Origin of the sequence: Shewanella khirikhana (assembly GCF_003957745.1) — a bacterium.
Taxonomy (GTDB): domain Bacteria; phylum Pseudomonadota; class Gammaproteobacteria; order Enterobacterales; family Shewanellaceae; genus Shewanella; species Shewanella khirikhana.
Genome location: NZ_CP020373.1, coordinates 3,840,352 through 3,864,864, shown reverse-complemented (window position 1 = coordinate 3,864,864; position 24,513 = coordinate 3,840,352). Strand labels below are relative to the sequence as shown.

The following is a 24,513-nucleotide window of genomic DNA, read 5'->3' as shown; positions in this document are numbered from 1 at the left end:
CGAGTCTGAAAAAACCGGCCTGAGCGCCGGTTTTTTTATGCCTGTTTAGCGTTCGAGTTAGCCTTTGTTAACCGCTCAGGCCTTCTCGCGTCAGCAGCGCCTGTACCAGCGCCTTCCGATTGGGCTTAAGGCCGGTGCTGCCTATATCGGGCCAGGAAAAGTAGCGTCGGGGCCGCTTGAAGCGGGCAATCTGGCTGGCAAGAAACGCATCCAGCTCAGCTTGGCTTGGCATGGTGCCGCCATCCTGCCTTAAGCGCAGCATGGCGTGGGGCAAGTTACCAAAGCGTGCGTCAGCCAACGCAAATACCAGCGCCTTGGCGATGGCTGGATGACGACACAGCGCCGCCTCCACTTCCTCCGGTTGCAGGTTTTCGCCGCCGCAAACAAACATGTTATCCAGCCGACCTGCCACAAACAGCCGACCGTCAGCATCGAGGTGGCCTTTGTCTCTGGTGGCAAACCAGCCGTCTATGGTCAGTGGCCTTTCTATGCCGTTTGGCGTCAGATAGCCCAGAAACAGGGTATCGCCGCGCACCTGAATTTCTCCCTCCTCAGTGCGCAGTTGCCGCCCGGGCAGCAGAGTACCGCTGGCGCCTTCACTGTTGGCTGGCCCGGTGGTGATTTGTGAGCTCATTTCCGTCATGCCGTAGCTGCCAAACGCAGCAATCCCGAGGCCTTTCATGCTCTCCAGCAAGGATGCAGGCATGGCGCCGCCGCCAAGCAGCAAGGCTTTCACCGATGACAGCCGCTCGGGCGCAGAGCACAGCAGTTCGCTTAGCTGAGCTGCCACCAGTGACACATGGGTTGGCTTGAGCTGGGCGAGGCTGTCGCTGAGTGAGGGTTCGGTAGGAATGGCCACGCAGGCGCCCGCGAGTACGCAGCGGTGCAAAATCGCCAGTCCACCGATATGAAACAGCGGCAGTGATAACAGCCAGCTGTCGCCTGGCTCAAGGGGGATGAGTGACGCCGACCCAGTGGCGCTGGCCATGTGGTTGGCCAGGCTGTGCAGCGCGGCTTTGGGCTCGCCGCTGGAGCCCGAGGTCAGTACCAGATTAACCGGTGCCTGCCAGTCGATAAGGCCGGGCTCGGGCGTGTCCGTTTCAGCATGGGTGTTTGGGCATGCAGTGATTGAAAACCCGTCGATGGCGCCAAGCCTGGGTATTTGAGGATCGCCATAATAGATGGCATCCAGTTCCAGCCGCCTGGCGAGCTTTTCAAGCTGCGCCTCTGGGAAGCGCCAGGACAGCGGGCAATACAGGCTGCCAGCCTCCACACAGCCCCAGTAAAGCAGCACCTGCTCGGGGCTGTTGCGGCCAATGACTCCCAGCCGTTTAATGCCTGCCTGTTTAAGCACGGCGCCAATGTGTCGTGCTTTGATTGCCAGCTCGCGGTAGCTGAGGCGGGTATCGTCCCAGTGCAGGGCGCAGGCATCGGGCCAGCGCTTTGCGGCCTGTTGCAGCGGCGACAGTGCGGTTGATGCCGTCAAAGCAGTGAAGCCCCAATTTCAGAACCCTGAATCGAGCCCGGGGCACTGGGTGTAAGCAGTCGGCTCTTGCCGCTTGGCAGCACACAGTCGGCATCGAAGGCGGCCAGAGTATCCAGCCCCGGCGCTTCATCCGGGGTCGTTATGGCAGCAAATTGCCTGAGCGCATCTATGCCGAGGGAAGACTCGAGGCTTGAGCTGATAACGCAGCGCACCCCGAGGGTATGGGCCTGGTCGATAAGTCGTTGCACTCTGGCGGGTGAGCCCAGCAGCATGGGTTTGAGCACCAATGCTTTAAGGCCCTGAGCCTGTGGGTCTTGGGGTAAATGCTGCGCGTCTGTCCCTGAGGCAATGGATTCGTCCAGCGCGAAGCCGATGCCGGTGGCACGGTTCAGGGCCGGGTTGTCCTGCGGGTTGCGGCAGGGCTCTTCGATATAGTCGATGCTCTGCAGCGGCAGGCAGGCGCAAAAGTCGATGGCGGTGTCGAGCTCAAAGCCCTGATTGGCATCGAGGCGCAGCTTAAGTGTGGGCCTGGCCGCCAAAATGGTATGGATAAGCCGAAGTTCCTCCTCCATGGAGGTTTGCGCCACCTTGACCTTGGCAAAGCGGGTCGCATCCGGCAGTGCTTTGACTCTTAATGTCAGAGCATCGAGACTTTCGCCCGGGTTTAGATACAGCAAGGGCACCGCCGGGACGCATGGGGTGCGGGCGGTATCATCAATGCTGTGGCCGAAATGGCCCCTGAGTTTGGCCACAGCCACACCAAGGCCCCAGCCGATAGCGGGCAGGCTGGCGTCATCGGCGGCCAGCTCCAGCTCATCCAGGGTGGTAAGCTGTTTCAGGCTGGTCTTAAGCGCGGCAATACAATCATCCAAAGACTCCCTGCTGAAGCCCTGCAGCGTTTCGCCATCGATATCGATCCCCGACAGCGGGGCTATCTCGGCAAAAGCGGATATACCATCCAAACGCGCTTCGAGCACCAGGCCCTGTCTGTGGTCGATGCGCTGCTTGCCCACCGGTAAGGGGCGGGAGAGGGCGATACGGTAGGGGTAGAGGGCGAATTCCATAGAAGAAGTCATGATTGGGTTCCATCGATAAGGCTAAGCAGCAAGGCTGCCAGTACCTCAGGCTGCTCGGCATGGCAATTGTGGCCTGCGCCGCGAATACAGTGGCTGTGGACAGGCGCCAGCTGCTGCCAGTTCCGGGCAATGGCGGCAAACTTGACGTCGTGCTCGCCATAAATAAAGTTGACCGGGCAACTGAGCATGGCGGGCAATTGCCACAGGTCTTGTTGCCTGCCAAGGGAGGTGGCTCGGTAAAGGGCAACCAATTGATTGCGCAGGGTATCCGGATGGTCTTGCAGCCGCTTTTCGATAAGCCGGGCGCGGCTGACATCGTCCAGATGGGCAAACACTCCCTGTCGATACCAGTCATCCAGAAATTGGCCGAGTGGCTCGTTGGCCAGCCGCTCGGCCCAAAGTCCATCAGAGCCAAGCCGCTCGTTGCGGGCAGATTCATCAGCGAGTCCCGGGTGGCAGGACTCCAGTGTGAGCGATAACAGCCGCACCGATTGATGCCCGTCCTGCCCCTGCTTGGCCTGTAAGCGTTTGGCCAGATGCAGCGCCAATCTGCCGCCAAGGGAATAGCCCAGCAAGTGAAACTGACTCACTTCATGCTCGGCCAAATAGTGCTCCAGCGCGTCGCAGACTCTGTCGAAATCGAACTCGCAGCAGGACAAAGGATTCAGGCCGTGGCCGGGCAGATCCGGGGTCAACACCCGCAGGCGACTGCCGAGCGTTTGCCTGAGTTCATCCCAATCGCGGCCGCTGCCCAGAAAACCGTGCAGCAGCACCAGTGTTGGCATCAGCGGCTTCGCATCCACTCTGCCATCCTTTTGATTTGATTGCTGGCCTGGTCGTGGGCGACTGTCACTTCAATCAGGCTGGCGCCGGGATGTTCCAGTGCGCTCTGATAGGCTTCCATAAAGCTGTCCATGTCTTCGGCTCTGTCGTAGGGCAGGCCGAACATGGCCGCGCCATAGCCAAATTCGAGTCCGTGGCTCAGACGGTAAAAATCGCTTCTCAGATTCTCGGAAGGCACCGGCAGCAGATTGAAAATATTACCGCCATCGTTGTTCAGCACCACTATGACCAGCGGCGACTGGCAGCTTCTGGCCAGCGCCAGCGAATTGAGATCATGCAGCGCCGAGAGGTCGCCGATAATCAGGGTTGTGGGTCTGCCCTGATGACGGGCCACCCCGCAGGCCGTGGCCAGCAAGCCATCGATGCCGGAGGCGCCTCGATTGGTAAAGGTGCTGGCGGCGCAGCAGCCGATGGGGGCGAACATGTCGTACAGGCGCACCGGCAGGCTGTTGCCGATAAAGAGCTGCTGCTCGGCGGTGTGGCTCGCGGCAATGGCGCGTACTACCTGGGCCTCGCCAAACTCGCTGCCATCGATATGGTGGATAAAGTCCTGCTCCACGGCCTGATTCAGCGCCGTCAGCTCATTGGCCCAATTGGCCTCGCTGGAGCGTGGCCAGTCCAGCGCCGCCATCTCACCCGCACGGCCAAGCCACAATTGCTTGCAGCTGTGGCTGGGATCGAGCCGCTCCTGTGCGGGCAATACCTGCCAGTGGCTGTGCCAGTCTTTTTCGGCCAAAAAGGCGATAAGCCGTTTTGACAGCAGACGAGCGCCGAACACCAGCACCCGATCGGCCTGTTCCAGCAAGCCTTTGGCTCTGGGGCTCAGCAGCAGTTGGTCGATATGGCCAATGGCCCCCGGATGTTGCCGCAGTTGGCACTGGGCATCGGTCAGCAGCGGCCAGCCAAGCTTTTGCGCGAGCGTGATGAGTTCCAGTGGCGCCTCGTCTTCGGTGAGTGTGCCTGCCACTATCACGCCCTTGCCGTGGACGAAGCGCATCATGGCGTCCCTCGGCGGTGGGCTGAAGGGGCGCGATGGCGCTATGTCGAGGTAGGGCGTTTGGGTGGCCTGCCAGTGGCTGAGGCGGCCAAGATAGCCGTCGAAACCGCTTAGTTCAGACGCTTCGCTGGGATACAGGGGCTCGCGGTACATGCAGTTGATGTGCAGTGGCCGGCTGAGGTTGGCAAGCTTTTCGTCGATGCTGCTGAGCAGCGCTTCTGGTGCTATCTGGCGGCTTGGCGCCGGCAGGTTCAGCGGCTCAGCATACTGGCCGAAAATCCCGGGCTGGGGAATGGCCTGATTGGCTCCGCAGCCAATCAGCTCCCAGGGACGGTCGCCGGAGAGCACTATCAGCGGCACCCGGGTCAGCCAGGCTTCGACAATGGCGGGGTAGAGATTGGCCACCGCGGTGCCTGAAGTGGTGATGATGGCTACCGGTGTGCCACTGGCCTTGGCCAGTCCCAGCGCCAGAAAGCCCAGTCCGCGTTCATCGAAATGCAGATGGCGACTGAGCTTGTTTTGGGCGGCAGCCGCCAGAGTGAGTGGCGTGGAGCGCGAGCCCGGCGCCATGCACAGATGCTGCACGCCATAGCGCGACAGCTCTTCGAGAATAAGTGAGCCCCAAAGCAGATTGAGTTCGGCAGTGCCTGGATGAGTATGGTCCATGGGTCAAAATATCGGGGAACTGATGACCATAGTTTACCGCTAACTCCAGCGCATAAAAGGCAATTTTTTCGCTTGGTGCCAGCGGTGTTGCCAATTGCCGACCGGCTCACTCAATTCGGGCGCCATTTGGCAGTTTGGTGATCGGGCTGTGGCGCAATTGAGATCAGCTGGCGAGGTTATTGATCCACTCGCTCATTACCACGTGGGTTTTGATTTTAACTATGTCGGTGTGGGTATCTATATATTCGCGGATTTCGTGCAGGCGCCGCATCGACGGGGTATGAACGTACACCAGCAGATCCATATCACCTGAGATGCCGTGGCAGGTAAGCACTTCGGGAATGGCCTGAAACACATGCACCACGTCGGCGCAGCGGGGGCATTTGTGCTGAATTTCGAAGTAGGCCGACACCCCTTCTTTTTGTGACTCGGACAAGAGCACCTGATAGCCACGGATAACGCCTGTGCTCTCGAGCTTCTTGATCCGGTCCGACACTGCGCTTCGCGACAAATTCACCCGCTCGGCAATGGCCGATACGCTCTGGCGCGCGTCTTCCCTCAGTGCCTGCACTATGGCCTTGTCGAATTTATCCACCTTGAAGCAGCTCCCCATGACTGTTGCCGACGAAATGACGGCAAACTGATTAATGTCCGGCAAAATGACGGCTTGATGCCCTGGTATGGCGGAAAAGCACGACAGAATGTTATTCGGTGCCCGACTATACTTTGGCTCATTCCCCGCTGCAATAATTTAACAGATGGAACATATCAAAGGAACGATCGGACGTTGGCAAGGCGCCGGACTCATGGCCACCACTTTATTGGGTACCGGGGTGTTTATCTTACCGCAGATGACGCTGGCAAAGGCCGGTACCAGCGCGCTCTGGGCCTGGGCGCTGCTTACCCTGGCCATTATCCCTGTGACCCTGGTGTTTGGTCGTTTGGCGAGCCGGTTTCCCCATGCCGCCGGGCCAGCCTTCTTCGTGGAAAAGGCCTTTGGCCGCACCCTTGGTCGCAGCATAGGGCTTATCTTTTTGCTGGTGATCCCCATGGGCGCCCCGGCCGCCATTTTGATGACATTTCAGTTTGTCACCGCCTTGCTGCCATTGGCGGGCGCTGAGCTGTTGGTGGCGCAGCTGCTGGTGATAGGTCTGTTGTGGCTCGCCAATTTAAAGGGCTTACAGGTATCGGCCAAGGCGCAGTTTGCACTGACGCTGGGGATTGTGTCTGTGGTACTGGCGCTGTTTATGGCGCTGGGTGTGCAGCATCACGCCGTCGAATTGCCGGATTTTGAATCAGCCTGGCAGACCGGCCCCATGATGCTGGCTGCGGGTATCGCCTTTTGGAGCTTTCTCGGTGTGGAAGCCATGACTCATCTGGCCCACGATTTTCGTGAGCCGGAAAAAGACATGATCCCGGCGATGATGATTGGCACTGTGCTGGTGGGGCTGATTTATCTTGGCTGTACCAGCCTGCTGTGGCTGGTGCCATCCAGCACAGGCGTGGCCATGATGGGGGTATTCGATGCGCTGCTTGGCGGCGCCGGTGCTCAGCTGATTGGGGTGCTGGGGATTGCCGCCGGCCTGGCTACCGTGAATGTGTATGCCGGCAGTGCTGCCAGACTGCTGTGGAGTTTTAGCCGCGAAGGCATTATGCCGCGCTATTTCCAGCGTCTTAACGACCACGGTGTGCCGGTGCGCGCCCAAACGGCGATTCTGGGCACCATGGCGTTGGTGCTGACCCTGGTGTTTGTGTTCAAGCAGGATCTGGAGCAGTTGATCGCCTGGAGCAACGGGGTGTTTGTGATTATCTATGCCATGTCGATGCTGGCGGCCTGGCGCTTGCTTGGCGCATCGTCCCGCCCGTGGATTTTATTGGGGTTGGGGTTCTGCATTGCGCTTGGGATATCGCTTGGCGAACGTATGGCTTATGCGGTGCTTTTGCTGATGCTGGTGTTGCCCCTGCTGTGGTGGCAGAAGGGGCATTTGCAGCGTAAAGCGGATAGTGCCTGTTAAATCCGCTGATCCAGGCTGAAGTCGAGGCGGATCTGCTGGTTACTCACAGCAACCGGTTTGCCATCGACCATCCTGGGTTTGTACTTCCAGCGCTTAACCGCGTCGCGGGCGGCGGCATCGAAGGTGCGTTTGGGGTTGGCATCCAGCACCCGGATATTGGTGGTGCTGCCATCGGCGGCAATATCGAAGCCCAACACCACAAAGCCTTCTTTGCCGTTTTGGGCGGCGCTGATGGGATAGTTGGGCTGGATTTGTACCACTGGCACTGCGTCAAAGTTGTTGTTGCCAAAATCCTGACCTGTCGGTTGCACAGGTGGCAGCTCAATGGTGGGTGTCTCGATTAATGTGCCGTTTGGATCGCCGCCGCCAGTGGCGATAGCTATGGGCTTGATTGGCTCAGGGATCGGTGGTGGCGTGCGCTGCCTATCTGGCCTGGGATCTACTCTGTCCGGCATGGTGACCTGGAGTGCAGGTGTCGGTGTCGGCTGCTGATATTCCGCCGGCGGCTGTTTCACCAGATAGGCCATAAAGACAAACAAGCCCAGAGTGACCAAGGCGCCCAGCATTCCCAGCGTACCTTTTCGCATCAGTGATTTACCCATATCCACCTTCCTGTGTTGTATTGGCATTCACTGATATAGCTAGCAGCTTGCTTTTTAACCGGCAAACATTTTCTTACACTTTTCCCTAATAAAAGCAAATATTTACAAAATATAAACGGCAATTTTACCTGCGGTTTACCAAAATGGTGTGGCGCAACTATATCGGGAGCTTGCAGATGAACACACTCACTCGCGTTTTGGGAACCACAATGCTGCTGTCCTTATTGGGCGTCAGTGCAACCACCGCCCTGGCGGCGGATCAACCGGCCATTCAGGCTGCCATTAACGACGCAGCACGGCCCGCAGCCGACAGACTGAAAGATGCCAATCGACACCCTGATGCCATTCTTAATTTCTTCGAGGTAGCGCCGGGTCAGCAGGTGCTGGATATCTTTTCCGGAGGCGGTTACTACACCGAGCTGCTGGCCCGCACCGTGGGCAAACAAGGCACAGTCGTGGCGCACAACAACAAGGCGTATCTGCCCTTCGCCGGTGATGAGCTGAAGCTGCGTGACTACAACACCCGCTTGCCCAACGTGCAGACCCTGCTGGCGGAGGCCGATGATCTGCATTTTGCCGAAGCAAGTTTCGATCGCATCTTTTTCGTACTTGGCTTTCATGACGCCTTTTTCAGTGAAAAAGATTGGCCTGCCATCGATGTCGATAAGCTCACTGCGCTGATGTATCGCTCCCTCAAGCCGGGCGGCAAGGTGGCTATTATCGACCATCGCGCCAGTGCCGGAGTGGGGATAGCCGTGACCCACAGTCTGCACCGCATTGAACCTGCGGTGGTGGTTGCAAAAATGACCGCCGCCGGATTTGTGCTGGAAGGCGAGAGCGCGGCGCTGGCCAATCCCGACGATAATCTGGAAAAGTCGGCGTTTGACAAGGATATACGCGGAAAGACTGATAGATTCGTACTCAAATTTACCCGGCTGTAACCAAAGGGCGTGGCAGTAAAAATCTGGTCTATATTTGAATTAGCAGACAAAGGAGACCGGAATATGAATTCAGCTGCGCTTTTATCCAAGGTCGATGAATTGCCAAGGTTGCCCAAGGCCATCGCCGAGTTGTTGGATGCGGTAAATAACGAAGACACCTCCATAAAAGAGGTTTGCGAAAAGCTTTCCCACGACCCTGTGCTCAGCGCCCGGGTGCTCAGACTGGCCAACTCGGCGCGCTTTGGCAGCTCGCGGGAAGTGGGCTCCATCGACGATGCCGTGGTGCGTTTGGGTATGCAAACCCTGCGCACCCTGGTGATTGCCTCAGCGGTGGTGGGTGCGGTGCCCAAGGTGGAAGGCATTGATTTAGGGGATTTTTGGGGTAATACCTTTGAAGTGGCCACCATTTGTCAGGAGCTGGCCAAGCGGCTTGGCACCCTGCCGGAAGAAGCCTTTACCTGCGGTATTTTGCATTCCATTGGCGAACTCTTAATTGCCAGTGGTGAGCCCGAAAAATCCGCTGCTATCCGCGCAGCTGTGGCTGAGGGTGCCGACCGGCATTTGATGGAAAAAGAAATGCTTGGCTACGATTCTGCCGATATCGGCGCCATGCTGGCGCAAAACTGGAAGTTCACGCCGGCGCTTGTGAAGGGGATCCGCTTTCAGGATGCGCCCAAGACCTGCGAGCCTTACTCAAAGCTTGCCGGCATGATTGCCATGTCCAAGCGGGTGGTCAGTGACTGGGAGAAAATCGGCGACGATGAGCGCACCAGTTGGCTGGCTCAGGTAAGTGAAATGGCCGGGGTGAAGGTGGATTTGGGCGGTCTGGCGGAGAAGCTGGGCAAGCTTCACGGTCAGGGCATGGAAATGGGCAAGCAGCTGGCTTAGGTAATTGATTTTAAGTAAAACGCCGCTCGGTGCGAGCGGCTCCTGTCCTGCGAGTTTTCCCTGCTGGCCTGACTGGGTGCTTGGCTGGGTGCTTGAGTAGCCGACTGGCTGCTTAGTCGCTTACCTGGTTGCGCAGCTGGATCAATTCACTGTGTTTTAAGTAGAGCAGATCGGCCGTTTTACGGATGATCTGCTCTTCGTATTGGCATAATTCCCCATCGGCAAAGGCCAGTTGCCACATCGCCAGAATCAGCGCCTGTTTGTCCTGCAGGCTGAATTCCCGGTTGATTAAATCCGTATATTCAAACAGCGAGACCGCTTCTTCGTGGCGCGCCATGGCGCTTTGGATAAGCTCACTCGCCTCAGTGGCAGAGGCGCCGGTGAGATTGGCGATAATGCCGGGCAACAGTGTTTGCTCCTGCCCGGAGAGGCTTTCATCGGCCAGTACCACTTCAATCAGGAGTGCCGCAGCGGCTTCCTGCCGGGAAAGCGACTTGCCGGGTTCCCCCAGTTGCTGTTTCAGCAGTTTTTTCAGCGCCGCTATCATGCTTTCCTCCCAAGAATGGCTGTTTGAGCTGTGAAGTTTACAGCAGGCTGCCAAGACCTTTCATCAGCAGACCTACGGTATCTTCACTGGCATTGGCCTGCAGGTAGTTTTTGGCAACATCCACCATAGGCGCAGCAAGCTCACGTGAAATCCCCAGTTTTTCAAAGGCATCATACACAAGGGCGCTGCCCTGAAGCGAGTTGCCCAGGCTGCCGCCCACGCCGGAAAGCAGGCCAGACATACCGCTGCCGGAGTCCAGCGCCGGCACGGCGCTGAGCATCTTATCGGCGCCGGGGATGGCGTTGCTGAGGCTGGAGAATTCACTGCCACTGAGGCTGCCCTGAGCCATTTTCAGCAGGGCGCCCATGCCACCTTCGGCCTGATTCTGATCCAGACCAAGGGCCATTAAGTTACCCAGCAGATCGCCGCTTTGGGCTTGGTTGGATGCGGCCTGGGCGGTGTTGCTGGCCGACTGAGTGGTAGTGCTTACTTGCTTGAGCGTGTCTGCCGCCAGGGCGCCAAAATCGGCTGCGCTGGCCACAGGCGCCAGCAGAGACAGGGAGGCAAGCAGAGAAAGAGTGGTGATTCGTTTCATTTTGAGACGTCCTGTTGGTGTTTTCCTTCAAAGGTTGGGGGATATTCTAGGCCGCCCAAGGTAAAAAATGCACGGAATTTGCGTCATATCAACCCTTGGTCACCGATAAGCCCTGTGCATCCATGGGGGTTTTTCGGTATTCTAGGCGCACAAAATAAAGGGTCAGTTTCTGCCGGTCACAAATCGCTTTTGGGCGGCGGAATGTAATTAACTTTTAACGGTTGGATAGACACATGTCATTGTCGGTAGTTCTGAGCGAAGCGTTTAATTTCTTTCGCAATCATCTGAGCCAATTGGCGGCTCTGACCATTCCACTGTTGCTGGCCCAGGTTGGGATCCAGCTGTGGCTGGGCAGCGAGTTTGCCAAGGCCGATATTGAAAACCCACAATTTGGGGCACCGCACTTCTTCGCCATGATGGTGCTGCTGATCATTTTCTCGATTCTGATTGCCGCGCTGACCCTGTACTTACAGCTGCGCAGCGAAGGCCATCAGCTGGCCACCGGCCAATTACTGAAAGCCAGCATGCCTTTTGTGCCACCGCTGCTGCTGGCCGGGGTGTTCTCGGGCATGGCCATTCTGGCGCCTGTGGTGTTTCTGGCCGTGTTTGGTCCGCTGTGGATTGTGGGCCTCGGGATCAGCCTGTATCTGTTCGCCCGTCTCGCTTACGTGAATTTTATGGTGGTGGCCGAGCGCTTAACGCCCTTTGAGGCTATCAAGGCCAGCTTCCAGTTTTCGGCGCCCATTGCCTTTAAAACTATGGCATTGCTGATGCTTTATGTGCCGCTGTCGCTGATTGGTGGTACCTTGTCGCAGGTGGCTGGCAACGTGGGTTTGCCGCTGCAACTGCTGACCGATACCGCCTTTGCCTTTATCGGCCTGTTCGTTAACGTGGCGCTGTTTCGCCTCTACATGGTGACCCGCTCACAGGCTTGATGGGAGACCTATGGCACATACCCGGCTAACCGATACTGGGCTTGTCAGCGCCTTCAACAGCGATTTGGGCGCTGATTATCAACAGGCCCGCCGTCATGCCCGTGATGTGCCTTCCCAGGCACTTTTGACCCTCAGAAGTGCCCTGTTCAAACTAACCGGCCTGCTTGCCGATGGCCGCTTGTCATTCGACAGCCCCAATCTCTACAACCGTATCGAAGCCCTGTCACAGGCTCGCCTATTGGGGGTGCGTCAGGTGCGGGCCATGCATCGGCTGCGTGCCGATGGCAACCGCGGTGCCCACCCGGAAAAATACCATCTAAGTCAGGAGCAGTTGCTGGCGCTGGCGGAAAAGTCGCTGCAAAACTTCTGCGCCCTGGTGGCTGAACTTGGCAATCTGGGCGAATGGGAATTTGAGCCGCTGGATGCCCTTGGCAATCGCGAGCTGTGTTTTCGCGCCGTGATGCAGGACGATGCCGAGGCTCAGTATCTGCTGGGGATGGCATTCAAGGTGGAAGGCCTGATGGAGCGCGATAAGGCTGAAGCCTTTGATGATCACCAACAAGCCTCATCTCTCGAACCAAAGAGGCTGCTGACCAAGGCCAAGCATTGGTTCAGGGAGGCGGCTAATCATTTGCCCAAGGCCAGATACGAGCTGGCTGTGGCCTGGCTGCACGGCTATGACGGCGAAACCGATGCCAAAAAAGGTCTTGAACTGCTCGTTCAGGCGGCAGATGAAGGCATAGACGACGCCCGTGCCCTGCTGGGCTTTTGTGCGCTGACCGGTCAGTTTGGTCAGCTCCAGGACTTAAGCCTTGCCAAAGCACTGCTGACCCAGGCGGCGGAGGCAGGCCACACAGAGGCCGAAGCCAATCTCGGGGTGCTCTATTATCAGGCTGGTGAGCTTGAGCGCGCCTTTGGCCATATCGAATCGGCTGCCCGTGGAGGCTTCCCGGCGGCGCAGTACCATGTGTCGCTGATGCTGAGTCGCGGTGAGGGTTGCCCGGCAGATACGCTTGCCAGCGAGCGCTGGCTTGCCGAAGCAGCCCAGCAAGGGCAGCTGGATGCCATGTTCCTGCGAGCCCGCCACATGTTGCACGATGAAGCCACGCTGGGCGGCGATTTGGCGCTGGCAGAAGACTATTTACGCCAGGTGATCCGCTATGGCCGCAGCGTGCCGGCGATGATTGAATTATCGATGGCGCTCGCCGATGGCATTCTTGGCCGTATCGATGTGGTGGGGGCGGCTGCGTTGCTGCGCCACGGCGCCATGCTGGGGAATGCACAGGAGCGGGAAATTATTGCGCCCCTGTGGCAGTCGCTGGCCGAGCAGGTGGAAAAGGTTCTGCCGCTTTCGACCCATACAGACGAAAAAAAGGCCCTGGAGAGAGCCAAAGATTTGCTGGTGGAAATGCCGGGGCCGGGTGATGAGCGCTAGCCCCGGGGCAGTGGATTACTCGGTTGGATCGTGATCGAAGGTGCGGCCCTGATGGGGACGTGGACGGAATGCATCGCGATCGCGAAAACGGATAAAGGCGTCACTGGTTTCGGCTTCAAACTGAGTCTCGGCGCGCTTGGCCTGAGCCTGCTGGGCGCGGCGAACCAGCTTACCCAACCAGATGCGGCCAAATACGCTCAGCAGCCCGAAGGCGACCGCACCGGCCAGCAGAATAAAGGGTAAGGCCACCAGGCTGAGTCCCATTACCACCAAACCGGCCACAAACATGGCCAGACCTTTAAGGCCGCTGAAACGTTGGTGCAGGGGCGGGGTGTGGAATTGACTGTAAATCATATTGCCTCCTCGGCGGGTGTCATGGTCACAGTCTGCGAAAAATCGTCCCGCGAAGCACGTGAAATATGGTTAATCTTGCGGCTGCCTTCCGTTAATTCCAGCTGCCGCTGTCGCGGGCACTGTGCCTTGCACTCTGAGTAATCAGTTCCCTGAGCCACTTGTGGCCCGGGTCGCCATCGTTGCGCTGATGCCACAGCAGCACGTACGCCAGCGGCATAAAATCAAACGGCAGCGGCAGCATTACCAGCGGATACAGATTGATGGCATGGCGGGCAAAACTTTCCGGCAGGGTAAACACCAGGTCGGTGTGGGCACAGACACTGGCGGCGCCGTAAAAGTCTGGCACCGTGGTGCACAAATCCCGCTGCTGCCCCTTGGCTGCCAGGTGGTAATCCAGCGCCCACCAGTCGTTACCTTCGCAGCGCACCTGCACATGCTGCATGCTGAGGTAAGCCTCCACATCCCAGTTGCCCGCCTGATGCAGCGCCAGCGCCGGGTGCCCAACCCGCACCAGACACAGCTGATGGTCGTGATACAGAGTCTGATGGCTGATGCCTTCGGGCAGGCTGTCGATACTGAAATTCGATTGGGGCTGCAGGTCGATACCGTCGATGCCAAAGTCAATCTGGCCCAGCTGTAAGTCACTGATGGACTTTTCATTCCACATGTAGGAGTTGATACGCAGGTTCGGCGCCTGGGCCAGCAAGGGGCCGATGAACCCGGGGATCAGGGTTTCGTAGGCGCTTTCCACCATGGCAAAGCTGAAGCTGCGGTTGCTGCTGCCCGGGTCGAAACTGGGGGGCAGGGTGAGTTGATACAGCTCCTGCAGGATTTTCGGAAGCCGCTCGCCGAGTGCCAGTGCATGTGCCGTGGGCTTCAGTCCGTGGGCGGTTCGGGAAAACAGCGGGTCGCCCAGGGTTTCCCGCAGGCGGCTCAGGCTTTTCGACAGCGCCGATTGACTCAGATTCAGCCGCACGGCCGCGCGGGTCACGCTCTGTTCTTCAATCAAAACCTGCAGCACCACCAATAAATTCAGGTCGATACGGGCCAGCTTATCCAGTTGCATAGATATTCCTTGAGGGAATTTGTAAAAGGAATATATACCATTTCTGTTCATACCACAGCAGGGGTAAGATGCTCGCATCGTTAAACCAGTCTGAAAATACCTAACGCCATGTCCCGTAATCTGTTGCCTATTTTGATGTCTCTGGTGCTGTTAAGCCCGCTGGCCATCGACATCTACTTGCCTTCCATGCCCGCGATGGCGGTGGATTATGGCGTTGACGAGCGGCAGGTGCAGTCCACCCTGGTGCTGTTTTTGTTTGCCATGGGTGTGGGTCAGGTATTGATTGGTCCGCTGGCCGACCGTTATGGCCGTCGCCCGGTCGCGCTGTTCGGTACTGTGCTCTATGTGGTCAGCAGCTTGCTTGCCATGGCAGCGATGGAGTTTGAGTGGCTGCAATTGGCGCGTCTGCTGCAAGGCCTGGCGGCCTGTTCTACGTCCATCGTGGCCTTCAGTGCCGTGCGTGACAGCTACAGCCAGTCCGAAGGCGCCCGTATTTACAGTTATCTTAACGGTGCCATTTGCGTGATCCCGGCGCTGGCCCCGACCCTCGGCGGCCTGCTGGCACTGCAATTTGGCTGGCGCTCTACCTTTGCCTTTATGGCGCTGTACGGCCTGTTGATGCTGGTGGTGGTGGGCTATCGCCTGCCGGAAACCCGTCCGGCCAATACCCATTCTGCCGGGCCATTGTACCGCTGGGAACGTTATGGCCCCGTGCTGAAAAACAGCCACTTTATGTTTTATGCCATCACCTGTATGGCGGCCATGGCGGCTATCCTGTGTTATGTGTCTTACTCGTCCATCTGGCTGATTGGCCGCCTTGGGCTCAGTGAACTGACCTTCTCCGGTCTGTTTGGCCTCAATGCTTTGGTCAACGTAGTGGCGTGTTTTGCGGCGCCGCTGGTCATCAAACGTCTTGGCAACCGCCCCACTGTGATTGTGGCCCTGTGGCTGATGGCACTGGCGTCACTGCTGGAGCTTGGCCTGCAACTGGTTGACTGGCAAACCCCGCTGGCAGGTGCCTTCGCCTTTATGCTGCCGATGATGCTGCTGTGTATTGGTTTTGCACTGCTGCTTGGCCCGGCCACCAGTATGGCGCTGGCACCCTTCGGTGAGCGTGCAGGTACGGCAACCGCCATGCTTGGATTTATTCAAATGAGTGGTGCGTCTGTGATTACTGCGGTGGTGCAGCTGACGCCTCTGGAAGCCCCGCTGGCCATAGGTTTGACCATGGGCATTCTGGCACTGCTACTCTTGTTTGTGATGATGTTGCCAGGGCTTGGCCATTGGCACCGGGAACCAGAGCACGGCTAAGCGTGCCCCGTCCGGCGATAAAGAATCACCCTTTGGCCCACGACGAGATACTCGGAGTGGGCCTCTTTTTATCAGAAGCGACCGTTCAGACCCACATTGAAGTTGAAACCGTCATCGCTATTTGAGTCGCCGCTATCAAACTGCTTTGCAAGCACAAAATTGGCCGACAGGCTGTCGGTCATTCGAAGGTAATAGCCGGTATTGAGGGCAAAGGTATCGTCGTCCTCGGAGATGGCATAGTTGGCGCCGACGTGCCAGGCACGATTGATAAACCAACTGGCGCCAATCTGGCCGCTGGTCATTGAGCTTGAACCAAACTGATTGCCATCAACACTGTTGTGCTGAATGCTGGCATCAAATTTAATGCCTTCAGTGCTTTGCAAACGCAGGTAGCTGCTGACACCGGCAGTCCAGGTATCGAGGTCGCTGTCAAAGCCAAAGTATTCGGCATTGGCGCGAGCGTAGCTCAGATAGGCTCTGGAAACATCATTGAAATACCAGCCGGCAGTGATTGAGTAGGTATCTGAATCGGCAGCATTGCCCATTGAGCTCTTGCCCAGGGCGGCACCGATAAACCACTTGGATGCAAACACATACTCGCCGCCGACATTGTAGGTATCATAGTCGCTGTCGTTTACGCCGGTGGCATACAGGGCACTGAACACAGATGATTGCGCCAGGTAACCGGCCAATACATAAGGGTCTTTACTCTGATCGACAGGGGAGAGGTAGTAGTTATAGCCAACTGCTGCGACACCGGAATCACTGTATTCAGAGTTGGCGCCATAGCTGGCAGAAACTTCGTGTTGGAACGGCGTGTCCTGGGCCTGAACCTGGGTGCAAAGAAGGGCTAATCCGAGTGATAACGCACCTGATACTTTTTTCATTTTACTATCCTTGTTTTCTAATGAGATGAATGACTTCCAATGTCCTGAATGTTACTCAGGGACTGAATATTGAAATGTCGGTTGCGATTTTGTCGGAAGCTTGTATCTGTGCACAAGGGTTAATTTGTAAGCATTTTGGAGCGCAAACTTGAGTCGAAAAATTTGTCAGCGCTGTCATTTTCCCTGCAACGTGTGTCTGTGCGATGTCCTCAAACCTGTGACATCCCGCAGCGCTGTCTGGGTGTTGCAGCACCCATCTGAAACCGACCATGGCAAAAACAGTGCCCGTTTACTGCCGCTGATGTTGGATAAGGCGCAGATTGTGGTTGGCGAAACCGCTGCGGATTTTGCCGGGCCGCAGGCACAAATTCAGGCTCAGGGATTGGCGCCTGTGCTGGTGTATCCCGCCGAAGCCGGGGAGGCGGTGTTTACGCCTGCGGCAAACGCGCCTGAGCCGGAAAACCGGCTGCTTATTCTGCTCGATGGCACCTGGCGCAAGGCGCTGAAGATGTATCACCTCAACCCCTGGCTGCACACGCTGCCCAAACTCGCCTTGTCGCCTGAAAAGCCCTCGGCCTACCGGATCCGCAAGGCACGCAGGGCCGATAGCCTCTCGACGCTGGAGGCCGCCGCCGAGGCGCTGACGCAGCTGGAGCCGCAGCTCGATGTGTCTGCCCTGTACGAGGCCTTTGATGCCATGGTATCCCGGCGCCTGGCGGCCATGCCTGAGGCGGTGCGGCAACGATATTTACGTGATGAGAGCAACACTTAGCCGATTTGACCGATAGGGCGTGGCCGCAGTTGGTGCTACTCTGGCACATGAACAGGATTGTTTGATTTCGGTGGTACAGGATGACGGTAGTTGAAATGGATGTGGCTAACGACCGCAGCAGCAAACGGGGCCGGGTAAAGGCCCTTGGCGAGCGAAGTATGCGCTTGCTCTGGCTGCTTATTCTGTGTGGTCTCACCACCCTGGTGTTGTCGGTGGGCTATGCCTTTTGGCAGCTGGAACGCGAGATTAAAGACGACCTCGACCAGCTGATAGGCTTCCTCGACACCCGACTGCAAACCGCCGAGCGGGCGCTGCTGGAACTGGATGCTCAGGACGTATCCCGCTGCGATGATGCCGCCGTGCGGCGGATGACCGAATTTACCTTTGAACACCCAGCCGCCGGCATCTTTCTTACCCGCCCAGTGGGCGATACCTCCAGGGTGTTTTGCACCATCCACGGTCAGGTGGCCCCCACCCAGCACAGCACAGTGCTGGCAAGGGCACAAGTGCCTGACAAGCCCGGCTTCGAGTTGATTATTGTTGAGCACCTCTGGTCCGGAAAGCCGCGCCGCAATCTGTTTCTCGACTACCATGGCGAGCGCCAATACAACTCGGTGCAAATCCCCCTCTCCGACAGCTATGCCTTCCTCGAGGCCGATAAAGAATCCCAGCGCCGCCTCACGATATTGCTCAACAACCAATACCAAATCACCCAGCTTGGCAGTCTCAGGGACAAGGATGATTGGGGCAGCATGAAGGCGGGCAGCGCCATTTGGCCGCTGTCGATGGAGGCTGCCATCAGTGGCCGCCGGGTGCTGGCCGAGGCGCGGCTGCTTATTCCGTTGCTGCTGCCCTTTGCGGCCCTGGGGGTCTTTCTGCTGGTGTACATTTCACGGATGCGGGCGCGGGTAGATGAAACCCTGTTTCGGTTCCACCGCGCCTTGGAGCGTGACGAGTTTGTCGGCTATTTTCAGCCGATTGTGGATGCCAGTGCCGGGCGTATCACCGGCTGTGAAGTCTTGCTGCGCTGGGTCAGGGCCGATGGCTCAGTGATCCCGCCGGGGCGCTTTATTCCGCAGCTGGAACAGAGTGAGCTTATACAGGAAGTGACCCAACGGCTGCTGTTGTCGCTGCCAAAGCAAATCGGCGAGGTGCTTGAGGCCGACAAGGCATTTCGCTGCGGCGTGAATCTGGTACCGGCGCAGCTCGAATCTCCGGAGCTGGCCGACTGGCTCAGCGCCAATTGCGATGCCATTGGCTGTAACCATCTGGCGCTGGAGATCACCGAGCGTCTGCCAGTGACCGATATGCCAGCCGCCCGCGCCGAACTGAAGCGATTCAAGGCGCTGGGTATCGAAATCAAGCTCGATGATGCCGGTACAGGTTACGGCGGCGCCGCGTATTTGCAGGAACTCAGTATTGATGTGCTGAAAATCGATAAGCTGTTTGTAGATACCCTGCTGATTTCACCGGACAACACGCCTGTGCTGGATGCCTATATCCGTCTGGGGCAGAGCCTGGGGCTCAAGATCATTGCCGAAGGGGTGGAAACCCAGGCGCAGTCGCAGGCGCTGATCGCCAGAGGCGTGCATTTGCAGCAGGGATTCCTGTTTGCCAAACCCTTACCGGCGGCAGATTTTGTTGCGCTGTACCGCAACTGGCAGCCACAATATGGGGAGATGCGGCCCAGGCAGTTACAGCCGCAATAGTGTTTTTGTCCCAAGCGCCGCGCTTGAAGGAACCAAGCCATGAAAAAATTGCCCCTGTTCGTTGCCATGCTGAGCGCAGCCCTGAGCTTTGCGGTTATGTCTGCCGACGACACTAAGCCCCGGCTGGTGATGAAAGCCGACAAGGCCCGGGAACAGGCCCAGAAAACCGAGGCCGAGCAGCTCGAGAAAGCCCGTGCTGCCGCGGCCGATACCGCCACCCGTGAAGCCGATGTGCTTAAGCGACAGCAGCACGATGGCTGGGAAGATGCCCAGCGTGACAAGGCTGCCGCCCAGTTCAACGACCGCGAAAGCCGCGAGCAAAAGTATCTGCGGGAAGCCAAGGAAGCGGCCAGGAAAGAGCGCAAGATCCCCAAACCATGAGTTTTCCCTGTTGCCTGTGCGGCGAAACCGCCCTGTATTTGTTCGCCGAAGACCGTCGTCGCCCTTATTACCGTTGCCGCAACTGTGCCCTGGTACAGGTGCCGGCGCCGTTCCACTTAAGCGCCGCCGACGAAAAGGCCGAATACGACAAGCATGACAATGGCGAAGACAGCCCAGGCTATCGCAGCTTTCTGAGCCGGACCCTGACGCCTTTGTTGCCGCGGCTGCAGCCTGGCGATAGGGGCCTTGACTTTGGCTGCGGTGCCGGTGCTTTGCTGGCCAAAATGGCCGCCGAGCAAGGCTATGAGTTTGCACCATACGATCTCAATTACTTTCCCGACCGCAGCGTGCTGACGCGCCAATACCAGTGTGTAACCCTCACCGAAGTGATTGAGCACGTGGCCGATGCCCGTGGCCTGCTGGATGAGCTGGCGGGTTTGTTGGCACCCGGTGGTCTGCTCGCCATCATGACCAAGCGGGTGCTGTCGGCCGATGCCTTCAGCCGTTGGCACTACAAAAACGACCCCACCCACATCAACTTCTACAGCGACGACACCTTCGCCTGGATAGCGGCCGAACGCGGCTGGCAGCTGGAGCTGGTGGACAAAGACGTGGTGTTTTTCCGGGTTCCCGAATAATTGGTTAACAATTAATCCATTCGCATGTAGTTTGGTTATTCGGATAATAAAATCAGAATAACGGAATCCCTATGCGCTCCTTTCCTGTTGCCAAACTTTCCCTGGCCCTTGCGGCTCTGTGTACCTTGCCCGCCCAGGCTCAAACCCCGGCTCAGCTCGCCGCGGCTGTGGAGCAAAAAGTCATTGAATGGCGCCGCGATCTGCATCAGCATCCCGAGCTTTCCAACCGCGAATTTCGCACCGCCGAGGTAGTGGCCAAACACCTTAAGTCTCTGGGGCTTGAGGTTCAGACCGGCATAGCCCACACCGGGGTGGTGGCCAGGCTCAAGGGGGCCAAACCCGGGCCGCTGATTGCCCTGCGTGCCGATATGGATGCGCTGCCGGTGACCGAGCGAGTAGATATTCCCTTTGCCTCCAAAGCCACAGATACCTACCGTGGCCAGACGGTTGGGGTGATGCACGCCTGTGGTCACGACACCCATGTGGCCATGTTGATGGGGGTGGCCGAAAGCCTGGCGAAAATGAAAGATAGCCTCGCCGGGGAAGTGATGTTTGTGTTTCAGCCCGCCGAAGAAGGTGCGCCGGACGGTGAAGAAGGTGGTGCCGAGTTGATGCTCAAGCAGGGGCTGTTTGGCAAACATAAGCCCGATGCTGTGTTTGGATTGCATGTGACCTCCAATCTGCCAGTGGGCATGATTGGTGTGCGTCCGGGCCCGGCTATGGCCAGTGAAGATTCTTTCAGTATCAAGGTGAGCGGCCGCCAGACCCACGGCTCCCGTCCCTGGAATGGCATTGACCCCATAGTCGCCTCGGCTCAGGTGGTCAGCGCGGTGCAAACCATAGTGTCGCGCCGGGTGGATGTGACCAAGGCGCCTGCCGTGGTCAGTTTTGGTGCCATCAATGGCGGCATTCGCTCCAATATTATTCCTGATGAGGTGGAGCTGATTGGCACTATCCGTACCTTCGATCAGGCAATGCGTGCCGACATCAAAAAGCTGCTGTCGCAAACCGCCGCCGATGCGGCCGCGGCAGTGGGCGCCAGCGCTGAGACCCAGATTAAGCAGGGTTACCCTGTGACGGTGAACAGCCCGCAGCTGGTGGCCCAGATGCGCCCGGTGCTCGAGGCCGTGGTGGGCAGTGCCAAGGTGCTGGAGCCGGGGCTGATCACCGGTGCTGAGGATTTCTCCTTTTATGCCCAAGAGGTGCCGGGGATGTTCTTCTTCCTTGGGGTCACACCTGCGGGAAAAGATCCGGCCACCGTGGCCAGTAACCACTCGCCTGAATTCTATGTGGATGAAAAAGCACTGAAAATTGGCGTTGAAGCCATGACGGCGGTGGCGCTGGCAGCCCTGAAGCCGCAGTAAGCGGCGGTCAGCCGGTATCACTTTCATTTACACTTTTTTCCGCATATTCGCCTTCGCCGCACTTGCTGGCGGCGAAGGGATTGCTTTAAATGGCGGATTGGTATTTACACAAATTTTAATTCAGAAGCAGGAAGCGAAATGAAACGTACGCTGTCAGCCCTGACTCTGGCAATGGGCCTGGCTTTGGCCCCCTTTGCCAGTCAGGCCACCACTGCCGCCGATATCAAGAGCTTTACCTTGGATAACGGTATGAAAATCATGGTGCTGGAAGATGCCTCCATCCCCAACGCCAACATGTATCTGTTCTGGAAAGTGGGCTCGCGCAACGAGGCCCCGGGCATTACCGGTATTTCCCATTTCTTTGAGCACATGATGTTCAACGGCTCCAAAAAGTACGGCCCGAAGATGTTTGACCGCACCATGGAAGCGGCCGGTGGCGCCAACAACGCCTACACCACCGAAAACCTGACCGTGTACACCGACTGGTTCCCGGCCACTGCGCTGGAAACTATTTTCGACCTCGAAGCCGACCGTATCGCCAATCTGGATATCAACGCCAAGATGGTGGAAAGCGAGCGCGGCGTGGTGACCTCAGAGCGCAGCACTGGCCTTGAAAACTCCAACATCCGCGCCCTGATGGAAGAGCTTAAAGGGGTTGCCTTCCGTGCTCACCCCTACAGCTGGCCTGTGATTGGCCATGAGTCGGACATTGCCGCCTGGACGCTGGAAGATCTGGTGCAGTACCACAAGACCTATTACGCCCCCAACAATGCGGTGGTGGTGATTGCCGGTGATGTGAAACTGGACGAAGTAAAGTCGCTGGCGGGCAAGTATTTCGCGCCTATTCCTGCGCAGGAGCCGCCGAGGGAAGTGAAGACTGTTGAGCCGCTGCAAAAGGGCGAACGCCGCACCTTTATCCACAAGGCTTCGGCCAGCACGCCTAACGTAATGATGGCCTATCACGTGCCTGCCACCTCACACGAAGACTATTATGCGCTGGAATTGCTGGCGGGCATTTTGAGTGCCGGTAACAGCTCACGCCTGTATCAGTCGATGGTCGACAGCCAGCTGGCACTGGAAGCCGATACCTACTTCCCCATGTCCTTCGATCCCAACCTGTTCTACGTTTATGCCGTGGGCGCTCCCGGCGTGACTGCCGCCGCGCTGGAGCAGGAACTGATTGCCCAAACCAACCGCATCGCCGCCGAAGGTGTGACCGAGCAAGAGCTTGAGAAAATCAAAAATATCAAGCTGATGGAATTCTATCGCAGCATGGAAACCATCAATGGCAAGGCCAACACCCTGGGCACCTACGAACTCTTCTTTGGCAGCTTCGATAAGCTGTTCAACGCCCCTGAGGCATACAACAAGGTCAGCACCGCCGACATTCAGCGCGTGGCCCAGACCTACCTGAAACGTGCCAACCGCAGTGTGGCCGTGCTTGCTGCCGAAGAGGAGATGGATAAATGATCAAGTGTAAACCCCTGATGATAGCGGCAGCACTGGCACTGGCCGGTTGTGCCGCCACCGAGGGCAACAAGGGTGTCGAGGCGCCGGCAAATGCCGCATTCCAGCTGCCCGCCTACGAGCGCGTAACGCTGGACAATGGCTTGACCCTGTTCCTGATGCAGCAAAAAGAAGTGCCACTTATTACCCTAAGCGCCGTGGTGCGTGCCGGTGCGGTGAATGACAGCGTTTCAGGCGTTTCTGCCATTACCGCCGAGAGCCTGATGTTGGGCGCCGGTGGTAAGTCCAAGCGCGATATTGAGAATCAGGTCGATTTTCTCGGCGCCAGCCTCAATGCCAGTGCCGGTAAAGAAGGCAGCTATGTCAGCGCCAAGTTTATGGCCAAGGATCTGGATACCATGCTGCCACTGTTTGCCGACGTGCTGCGCCGTCCTGACTTTGATGCCGCCGAGTTCGATAAACTCAAGCAGCGTGAAGTGGGCGGCCTTATTCAGGCCAAGGAAAGCCCGAGAGCCGTGATTGGCAACTACTTCGGTAAGCTGGTGTATGGCGAGCATCCCTATGGCAACGCCAGCAGCGGCAACAGTGAATCGGTAGACAGCCTGACACTGGCGCAGGTGCGTGCCTTCTACAGCGGTTTCTATCAGCCAATCAACACCGCCATTTCTGTGGTGGGTGACTTTGATGTGGCCGAGATGAAAGCCAAGCTCAATGCCCGCTTCGGCGATTGGCACAATGGCTCTGTGACCAAGATGCGCTCCCTCGAAGAAGGCCTGCCGGTGCTTGGCAAGAGCCGGGTGCTGCTGGTGGACAAGCCCGATGCCATGGAAACCACCTTTGTGATTGGTGGCATGGGCATTTCCGAGGATAACCCCGATGCTGTGGGTCTGACCGTGGTCAACACCATTCTGGGTGGCCGTTTCACCTCCTGGCTCAACGATGAGCTGCGGGTGAATGCCGGTCTGACCTATGGCGCCCGCTCAGGCTTTACCTCCTACGCCGACAGCGGTCTGTTCCAGATAAGCACCTTCACCAAAACCGATACCACCGAAGCGGCCATCGATTTGGCGCTCAAAACCTACGATCGTCTGTGGCAACAGGGGATCGACCAGGCCACGCTGGATTCGGCCAAGGCCTACGTGAAGGGCCAGTTCCCGCCCAAGTTCGAAACCAGCGGTCAGCTGGCCGGTCTGTTGTCTGACATGTACCTCTACGGCTTTGATAACAGCTATATCAATGACTTCGAGCGTAAAGTCGACAGCCTGACCCTGGAAGAAACCCAGCGTTTGATCAACACCTACTTCCCCAGAGACAAACTGCAATTTGTGCTGATTGGCAATGCCGCCAAGGTGGCACCTGTGGCAGCCAAATATGGTGAAGTGACTCAGGTGAACATCAAGGACGTGGGTTTCGGTAACTAAGCCCACACCTTCTTCAACGGGGTCTGCATTGTCAGACCCCGTTTCATTTTTACGCCCGGCGGCGCACATTTTCCTATTTGTTCTACACTTATTTCCATGGCGGCAGTCTGGGACAGG

24 protein-coding genes are annotated in these 24,513 nt (G+C 57.7%); 13 read left to right on the top strand and 11 right to left on the bottom strand.

Annotated elements, in window-relative coordinates; all coding sequences use genetic code 11:
• Positions 1-67: 67 nt before the first annotated feature.
• From STH12_RS16945 to STH12_RS16925, 5 genes are all read right to left on the bottom strand, one after another.
• Positions 68-1,486, bottom strand: a complete 1,419-nt coding sequence (locus STH12_RS16945; protein WP_126168639.1) for an AMP-binding protein — start codon at positions 1,484-1,486, stop codon at positions 68-70.
• Positions 1,483-2,562: an o-succinylbenzoate synthase gene (gene menC, locus STH12_RS16940; RefSeq protein WP_126168638.1), complete on the bottom strand. Its 1,080-nt coding sequence runs from the start codon at positions 2,560-2,562 to the stop codon at positions 1,483-1,485. Before menC ends, STH12_RS16945 begins: the two co-directional genes overlap by 4 nt.
• The gene (gene menH, locus STH12_RS16935) at positions 2,559-3,365 is read right to left on the bottom strand and encodes a 2-succinyl-6-hydroxy-2,4-cyclohexadiene-1-carboxylate synthase (RefSeq protein WP_126168637.1); all 807 of its coding nucleotides are present in this window, start codon (positions 3,363-3,365) and stop codon (positions 2,559-2,561) included. Before menH ends, menC begins: the two co-directional genes overlap by 4 nt.
• Positions 3,347-5,068 carry a 2-succinyl-5-enolpyruvyl-6-hydroxy-3-cyclohexene-1-carboxylic-acid synthase gene (gene menD / locus STH12_RS16930; RefSeq protein ID WP_126168636.1) on the bottom strand — a complete coding sequence of 574 codons (1,722 nt, stop codon included), beginning with the start codon at positions 5,066-5,068 and terminating at the stop codon, positions 3,347-3,349. Before menD ends, menH begins: the two co-directional genes overlap by 19 nt.
• A 163-nt stretch (positions 5,069-5,231) precedes the next feature.
• Entirely contained in the window at positions 5,232-5,663 is a 432-nt protein-coding gene (locus STH12_RS16925) for an Lrp/AsnC family transcriptional regulator (protein WP_126168635.1), read from the bottom strand.
• Positions 5,664-5,826: 163 nt separating this feature from the next.
• Between STH12_RS16925 and yjeH the strand changes: the two genes are divergently transcribed.
• Positions 5,827-7,083 carry an L-methionine/branched-chain amino acid transporter gene (gene yjeH, locus STH12_RS16920; protein ID WP_126168634.1) on the top strand — a complete coding sequence of 419 codons (1,257 nt, stop codon included), beginning with the start codon at positions 5,827-5,829 and terminating at the stop codon, positions 7,081-7,083.
• Here the strand turns inward: yjeH and STH12_RS16915 are convergent.
• Positions 7,080-7,685, bottom strand: a complete 606-nt coding sequence (locus STH12_RS16915; protein WP_164551237.1) for an energy transducer TonB — start codon at positions 7,683-7,685, stop codon at positions 7,080-7,082. The genes yjeH and STH12_RS16915 overlap by 4 nt on opposite strands.
• A 176-nt stretch (positions 7,686-7,861) precedes the next feature.
• Between STH12_RS16915 and STH12_RS16910 the strand changes: the two genes are divergently transcribed.
• The gene (locus tag STH12_RS16910; protein ID WP_237158651.1) at positions 7,862-8,626 is read left to right on the top strand and encodes a class I SAM-dependent methyltransferase; all 765 of its coding nucleotides are present in this window, start codon (positions 7,862-7,864) and stop codon (positions 8,624-8,626) included.
• A gap of 63 nt (positions 8,627-8,689) precedes the next feature.
• Positions 8,690-9,514 carry an HDOD domain-containing protein gene (locus STH12_RS16905; protein ID WP_126168632.1) on the top strand — a complete coding sequence of 275 codons (825 nt, stop codon included), beginning with the start codon at positions 8,690-8,692 and terminating at the stop codon, positions 9,512-9,514.
• 112 nt (positions 9,515-9,626) lie between these two features.
• On the opposite strand, the gene STH12_RS16900 is transcribed toward STH12_RS16905, so the two are convergent.
• Both STH12_RS16900 and STH12_RS16895 read right to left on the bottom strand, forming a co-directional pair.
• Positions 9,627-10,061, bottom strand: a complete 435-nt coding sequence (locus tag STH12_RS16900; RefSeq protein WP_126168631.1) for a tellurite resistance TerB family protein — start codon at positions 10,059-10,061, stop codon at positions 9,627-9,629.
• A gap of 37 nt (positions 10,062-10,098) precedes the next feature.
• Positions 10,099-10,656, bottom strand: a complete 558-nt coding sequence (locus STH12_RS16895) for a DUF2780 domain-containing protein (protein WP_126168630.1) — start codon at positions 10,654-10,656, stop codon at positions 10,099-10,101.
• A 233-nt stretch (positions 10,657-10,889) separates the two neighbouring features.
• Here STH12_RS16895 and STH12_RS16890 point away from each other — a divergent pair, with 233 nt between their 5' ends.
• Positions 10,890-11,591 carry a hypothetical protein gene (locus tag STH12_RS16890; RefSeq protein ID WP_126168629.1) on the top strand — a complete coding sequence of 234 codons (702 nt, stop codon included), beginning with the start codon at positions 10,890-10,892 and terminating at the stop codon, positions 11,589-11,591.
• Positions 11,592-11,601: 10 nt separating this feature from the next.
• Positions 11,602-13,026 carry a DUF4145 domain-containing protein gene (locus tag STH12_RS16885; protein WP_126168628.1) on the top strand — a complete coding sequence of 475 codons (1,425 nt, stop codon included), beginning with the start codon at positions 11,602-11,604 and terminating at the stop codon, positions 13,024-13,026.
• A gap of 15 nt (positions 13,027-13,041) precedes the next feature.
• On the opposite strand, the gene STH12_RS16880 is transcribed toward STH12_RS16885, so the two are convergent.
• Both STH12_RS16880 and STH12_RS16875 read right to left on the bottom strand, forming a co-directional pair.
• Positions 13,042-13,380 carry a hypothetical protein gene (locus STH12_RS16880; RefSeq protein WP_126168627.1) on the bottom strand — a complete coding sequence of 113 codons (339 nt, stop codon included), beginning with the start codon at positions 13,378-13,380 and terminating at the stop codon, positions 13,042-13,044.
• Between the two features lie 91 nt (positions 13,381-13,471).
• Entirely contained in the window at positions 13,472-14,446 is a 975-nt protein-coding gene (locus STH12_RS16875; RefSeq protein WP_126168626.1) for a LysR family transcriptional regulator, read from the bottom strand.
• A 108-nt stretch (positions 14,447-14,554) separates the two neighbouring features.
• On the opposite strand from STH12_RS16875, the gene STH12_RS16870 reads away from it, so the two are divergent.
• Complete coding sequence (locus STH12_RS16870) at positions 14,555-15,757, top strand: multidrug effflux MFS transporter (protein WP_126168625.1); 1,203 nt, start codon at positions 14,555-14,557, stop codon at positions 15,755-15,757.
• A 71-nt stretch (positions 15,758-15,828) separates the two neighbouring features.
• On the opposite strand, the gene STH12_RS16865 is transcribed toward STH12_RS16870, so the two are convergent.
• A complete protein-coding gene (locus STH12_RS16865; protein WP_126168624.1) occupies positions 15,829-16,644 on the bottom strand; it encodes a putative porin in 816 nt (271 codons plus the stop codon).
• A gap of 148 nt (positions 16,645-16,792) precedes the next feature.
• Between STH12_RS16865 and STH12_RS16860 the strand changes: the two genes are divergently transcribed.
• The 7 genes from STH12_RS16860 (at position 16,793) to STH12_RS16830 (ending at position 24,396) form a co-directional block, all read left to right on the top strand.
• Positions 16,793-17,416, top strand: a complete 624-nt coding sequence (locus tag STH12_RS16860) for a tRNA-uridine aminocarboxypropyltransferase (protein WP_126168623.1) — start codon at positions 16,793-16,795, stop codon at positions 17,414-17,416.
• An 80-nt stretch (positions 17,417-17,496) separates the two neighbouring features.
• Positions 17,497-19,125, top strand: a complete 1,629-nt coding sequence (locus STH12_RS16855) for an EAL domain-containing protein (RefSeq protein WP_126168622.1) — start codon at positions 17,497-17,499, stop codon at positions 19,123-19,125.
• 39 nt (positions 19,126-19,164) lie between these two features.
• On the top strand, positions 19,165-19,506 hold the full coding sequence (locus tag STH12_RS16850; protein WP_126168621.1) for a hypothetical protein: 342 nt from the start codon (positions 19,165-19,167) through the stop codon (positions 19,504-19,506).
• Positions 19,503-20,144, top strand: coding sequence for a class I SAM-dependent methyltransferase (locus STH12_RS16845; RefSeq protein ID WP_126168620.1), 642 nt, complete (start codon positions 19,503-19,505; stop codon positions 20,142-20,144). Before STH12_RS16850 ends, STH12_RS16845 begins: the two co-directional genes overlap by 4 nt.
• A gap of 71 nt (positions 20,145-20,215) precedes the next feature.
• The gene (locus tag STH12_RS16840) at positions 20,216-21,508 is read left to right on the top strand and encodes an amidohydrolase (protein WP_126168619.1); all 1,293 of its coding nucleotides are present in this window, start codon (positions 20,216-20,218) and stop codon (positions 21,506-21,508) included.
• Between the two features lie 138 nt (positions 21,509-21,646).
• A complete protein-coding gene (locus STH12_RS16835) occupies positions 21,647-22,978 on the top strand; it encodes a M16 family metallopeptidase (RefSeq protein WP_126168618.1) in 1,332 nt (443 codons plus the stop codon).
• Positions 22,975-24,396 carry a M16 family metallopeptidase gene (locus tag STH12_RS16830; protein WP_126168617.1) on the top strand — a complete coding sequence of 474 codons (1,422 nt, stop codon included), beginning with the start codon at positions 22,975-22,977 and terminating at the stop codon, positions 24,394-24,396. The genes STH12_RS16835 and STH12_RS16830 overlap by 4 nt, the downstream gene beginning before the upstream one ends.
• The last annotated feature ends 117 nt before the right edge of the window (positions 24,397-24,513 follow it).

Excerpts from the sequence above, each read along its gene's own strand:
- STH12_RS16905 (WP_126168632.1), top strand. The coding sequence starts at position 8,690 with ATGAATTCAGCTGCGCTTTTATCCAAGGTCGATGAATTGCCAAGGTTG.
- menD (WP_126168636.1), bottom strand. The coding sequence starts at position 5,068 with ATGGACCATACTCATCCAGGCACTGCCGAACTCAATCTGCTTTGGGGC.
- STH12_RS16865 (WP_126168624.1), bottom strand. The coding sequence starts at position 16,644 with ATGAAAAAAGTATCAGGTGCGTTATCACTCGGATTAGCCCTTCTTTGC.
- STH12_RS16855 (WP_126168622.1), top strand. The coding sequence starts at position 17,497 with ATGACGGTAGTTGAAATGGATGTGGCTAACGACCGCAGCAGCAAACGG.
- yjeH (WP_126168634.1), top strand. The coding sequence starts at position 5,827 with ATGGAACATATCAAAGGAACGATCGGACGTTGGCAAGGCGCCGGACTC.
- STH12_RS16910 (WP_237158651.1), top strand. The coding sequence starts at position 7,862 with ATGAACACACTCACTCGCGTTTTGGGAACCACAATGCTGCTGTCCTTA.
- STH12_RS16840 (WP_126168619.1), top strand. The coding sequence starts at position 20,216 with ATGCGCTCCTTTCCTGTTGCCAAACTTTCCCTGGCCCTTGCGGCTCTG.
- menC (WP_126168638.1), bottom strand. The coding sequence starts at position 2,562 with ATGACTTCTTCTATGGAATTCGCCCTCTACCCCTACCGTATCGCCCTC.
- STH12_RS16830 (WP_126168617.1), top strand. The coding sequence starts at position 22,975 with ATGATCAAGTGTAAACCCCTGATGATAGCGGCAGCACTGGCACTGGCC.
- STH12_RS16915 (WP_164551237.1), bottom strand. The coding sequence starts at position 7,685 with ATGGGTAAATCACTGATGCGAAAAGGTACGCTGGGAATGCTGGGCGCC.
- STH12_RS16845 (WP_126168620.1), top strand. The coding sequence starts at position 19,503 with ATGAGTTTTCCCTGTTGCCTGTGCGGCGAAACCGCCCTGTATTTGTTC.
- STH12_RS16890 (WP_126168629.1), top strand. The coding sequence starts at position 10,890 with ATGTCATTGTCGGTAGTTCTGAGCGAAGCGTTTAATTTCTTTCGCAAT.
- STH12_RS16880 (WP_126168627.1), bottom strand. The coding sequence starts at position 13,380 with ATGATTTACAGTCAATTCCACACCCCGCCCCTGCACCAACGTTTCAGC.
- STH12_RS16885 (WP_126168628.1), top strand. The coding sequence starts at position 11,602 with ATGGCACATACCCGGCTAACCGATACTGGGCTTGTCAGCGCCTTCAAC.
- STH12_RS16870 (WP_126168625.1), top strand. The coding sequence starts at position 14,555 with ATGTCCCGTAATCTGTTGCCTATTTTGATGTCTCTGGTGCTGTTAAGC.
- STH12_RS16875 (WP_126168626.1), bottom strand. The coding sequence starts at position 14,446 with ATGCAACTGGATAAGCTGGCCCGTATCGACCTGAATTTATTGGTGGTG.
- STH12_RS16900 (WP_126168631.1), bottom strand. The coding sequence starts at position 10,061 with ATGATAGCGGCGCTGAAAAAACTGCTGAAACAGCAACTGGGGGAACCC.
- STH12_RS16895 (WP_126168630.1), bottom strand. The coding sequence starts at position 10,656 with ATGAAACGAATCACCACTCTTTCTCTGCTTGCCTCCCTGTCTCTGCTG.
- STH12_RS16835 (WP_126168618.1), top strand. The coding sequence starts at position 21,647 with ATGAAACGTACGCTGTCAGCCCTGACTCTGGCAATGGGCCTGGCTTTG.
- STH12_RS16850 (WP_126168621.1), top strand. The coding sequence starts at position 19,165 with ATGAAAAAATTGCCCCTGTTCGTTGCCATGCTGAGCGCAGCCCTGAGC.